3 protein-coding genes are annotated in these 3,487 nt (G+C 71.7%); all 3 read right to left on the reverse strand.

Going from position 1 to position 3,487, the window contains the following annotated elements; genetic code table 11:
- Positions 1-824 (reverse strand): serine/threonine-protein kinase (locus tag JNW89_RS31475; protein WP_238451836.1); only part of this gene is annotated, 824 nt, incomplete at its 3' end.
- Position 825: 1 nt separating this feature from the next.
- Positions 826-2,331, reverse strand: a complete 1,506-nt coding sequence (locus tag JNW89_RS31480; RefSeq protein ID WP_238451837.1) for a penicillin-binding protein 2 — start codon at positions 2,329-2,331, stop codon at positions 826-828.
- A partial coding sequence (locus JNW89_RS31485; protein ID WP_238451838.1) for an FtsW/RodA/SpoVE family cell cycle protein occupies positions 2,328-3,487 on the reverse strand: 1,160 nt, incomplete at its 5' end. The genes JNW89_RS31480 and JNW89_RS31485, both read right to left, overlap by 4 nt.

A 3,487-nucleotide genomic window follows, 5' to 3' on the forward strand; every position in this document is an offset into this window, starting at 1 on the left:
TGCTGGGACAGCGCGAGCTTCGCCTGCCGGGCCACCGAGGCCAGCGCGGCGGCGCTGGGCCAGCGGGCCGCGGGATCCTTCGCCAGGGCCCGCTCCACGATCGCCCGGACCTGCGGCGGGATGTCGCCGGGCAGCGGCCGGGGGGTCTCCCGGACGTGCTTCATGGCGATCTCGAGCGGGTTGTCGCCGTCGAACGGACGCCGGCCGGCGAGGCACTGGTACGCCACCACGCCGAGCGCGTACACGTCCGAGGCGGGGGTGGCGACCGCGCCGGTGGCCTGCTCCGGGGAGATGTACGAGGCGGTGCCGAGCACCGAGCCGGCGGCCGTGAGCTGCCCGACCAGGTCGGAGCGGGCGATGCCGAAGTCGGTCAGCACCAGGGTCCCGTTCGGCCGGACCAGCAGGTTGCCCGGCTTCACGTCCCGGTGGACGATGCCCTTCTCGTGGGCGGCGTGCAGCGCGTCGGCCGCCTGGGCGACCAGTGCCATCGTCCGGGCCGGGGTGAGCCGGCCGACCCGGCTCAGCGTCGCCGACAGCGCGTCGCCCTCGACGTACTCCATGATCAGGAAGGCGATCTGCTGGTCGCTGCCGAAGTCGTAGACGTCGACCACGCCCGGGTGGTTGATGGTGGCCATGGTCCGCGCCTCGCCCCGGAACCGCTCGGCGAAACCGGGATCGTCCAGCAGCGCCGGGAGCAGGCTCTTCACCGCCACCGTACGGCCCAGCACCTGGTCGGTGCCGCGCCAGACGTCGCCCATGCCACCGCTGGCGATCCGCTCGTCGAGGCGGTAGCGGTTGCCGAGCTGGACGCCGGGGTGCAGCATGTCAGCGGCCCCCGGAGTCGGCGATGGCCGCCTGCATGATCCGGCCGCCGATCCGGGCCGCCTCGCCGCTGCCGCCGCTGCCCGCCTCCTCCAGCACCACGCAGACCGCGGAGATCGGGGTGCCGTTCTTGTCGAGGGCGAACCCGATGAACCAGCCGTGGTCGGGCGTCTGCGGGCCGGACTGGGCGGTACCGGTCTTGCCTCCGACCGTGTAGCCGCTGATCTGCGCCTTGGTGCCGGAGCCGTTCTCGACCACGGCGACCATCATCTCCCGCAGGTCGGCGGCGACCTGACCGCTGACCGGCTTGCGCAACTCTCGGGGACGGGCCGGATCGAAGGTCGTTGTCCGGTCCGGGCCGAGCAGCTGCTTGACCAGGTACGGCCGCATCTGGCTGCCGCCGTTGGCGACCGTGCCGGCGATCAGCGCGCCCTGCAACGGGGTCATCTTGACGTCGCGCTGCCCGATGGAGGACTGGGCCAGCGCGGCCGGGTCGGTGCCGCCGCCGGGGGCCTCCATCGCGCCGGTCCGGCTCGGCGCGACGGTGAGGCCGTCCTCGCCGAGCTGGCCGACGGTGAGGTCGTCCTGCTCGAAGCCGAACTGGCGGGCCTTCTCCTTGACGGTGTCCGCGCCGAGCTTCACGCCGAGCTGGGCGAAGCCGGTGTTGCACGACTCCCGGACCGCCTCGATCAGGCTGACCTGCGCCTCGGGGCAGATCGACGGGGCGGCGTTGCGGATCGGGGAGCCCGAGGTGGGCGGGGTCCAGCTGGCCCCGGCCGGGATCTGGGTGTTCTTGCCGACCCCGTTCTCCAGGGCCGCGGCCGCGACGACGATCTTGAAGGTGGAGCCGGGGGGCAGCGTCTCGGCGAGCGCGCGGTTCTTCAGCGGCCCGTCCGGGTCCTGCTCCAGCCGGTTGTACGCGGCGGAGGCCGCGTTCGTGTCGTGGTCGGCCAGCGGGTTCGGGTCGAAGCTGGGCATCGAGACCAGCGCCTGCACCGCCCCGGTACGCGGGTCGATGGCGATCGCCGCGCCCTTCTTCACCCCGTTGTTGTTGTTGCGCAGCTGCTCGTACGCGGTGTCCTGGGCGCGCTTGGAGAGGGTGAGCAGCACGTTGCCGCCACCGGTCTCGTCGCCGGTGAACATGTCCTTGATCCGGTTGGCGATCAGCGCGTCGCTGGTACCGGCCAGGAATTCGTTCTCCACCCGCTCGATGCCGGTGTCCGCGAGGTTGACCGGCTTGTAGCCGAGCACATGCGCGTACTTCGCCCCGCCGGGGTAGGTGCGCAGGAACTTCAGCTTGCCGCTGGTCTCCTTGCTGGTGGCGAAGGCGGTGCCGCCGGCCTCGATGTTGCCGCGCCGGCGCTCGTACTCGGCCACCTGGACCCGGCCGTTGTAGTCGCTGTTGCGGTACTCGTCGGCCTTGTAGGCCTGGATCCAGTTCAGGTTCGCGAAGAGCAGGCCGAACAGGATCATGACGACGACGCCGACGCGGCGCAGGGGTGCGTTCACGGCCGGATCACCTCCGTGGGAGCACCGTGCAGCTGCTCCGGCGGGCCGCCAGCGGGTCGGGCCGCCGAGCCGGAGCCCTGGGTCACCGGGCGGCGGGCCGCGTCGGAGATCCGCAGCAGCACCGCGATGAGCAGCCAGTTGGCCATCAGCGAGGACCCACCGGCGGAGAGGAACGGCGTGGTCTGACCGGTCAGCGGGATGAGCTTGCTGATCCCGCCGACGATCACGAAGACCTGGAGCCCGAGGGTGAAGGCGAGACCGCCGGCCACCAGCTTGCCGAACGAGTCCCGGACGGCGAGCCCGGCCCGCAGCCCCCGCTCGACGATCAGCAGGTAGGTCACCAGCAACGCGGTGAGCCCGAACAGGCCGATCTCCTCGCCGATGCCGGCGAAGATGAAGTCGTTCTGCACCTCGGGGATCTCCAGCGGCTCGCCGGCGCCCGGGCCGGTGCCGAAGAGCCCGCCGCTGCCCAGGCCGAGCAGGCCCTGCACCAGCTGGTAACCCCGGTCGTACGGCTCCGCGAACGGGTCCAGCCAGATCTCCGCCCGGGTGTAGAAGTTGGCGAACGGCCCGCCGACGGTGCCACCCAGGACGTACGCGAGGTAGGCGCCGCCGAAGAAGAGGACCAGACCGATCAGCAGCCAGCTGACCCGTTCGGTGGCGATGTAGAGCGTCACCACGAACATGCCGAAGTACAGCAGCGAGGTGCCGAGGTCCTTCTCGAAGACCAGGACCAGGAGGCTGATCAGCCACACCACGACCACCGGGCCGAGGTCCCGGCCACGGGGGAAGTCGATGCCGAGGATCCGGCGGCTGGCCAGCGAGAGCACCTCGCGCTTGCGGACCAGGTAGTAGGCGAAGAAGACCAGCAGGGCCAGCTTCGCGAACTCACCGGGCTGGATGGAGAAGCCGCCGACCCGGATCCAGAGCTTGGCGCCGTTGATCTCGGAGAACCGGCCGGGCAGCACCGCCGGGATCATCACCAGCACGATGCCGGCCAGACCCAGGGTGTACGCGTACCGGGAGACCGAGCGGTGGTCGCGCATCAGGGCGAGCAGCCCGGCGGCGAGGACCACCGCGGCGAGCGTCCAGGCCAGCTGCCGACCGCCGGTGCCGGCGAAGACGGCCAGCGTCTCCCGCTCGACCGGGGCCGCCT

The sequence above is a fragment of the Micromonospora sp. 4G55 genome (assembly GCF_016803375.1).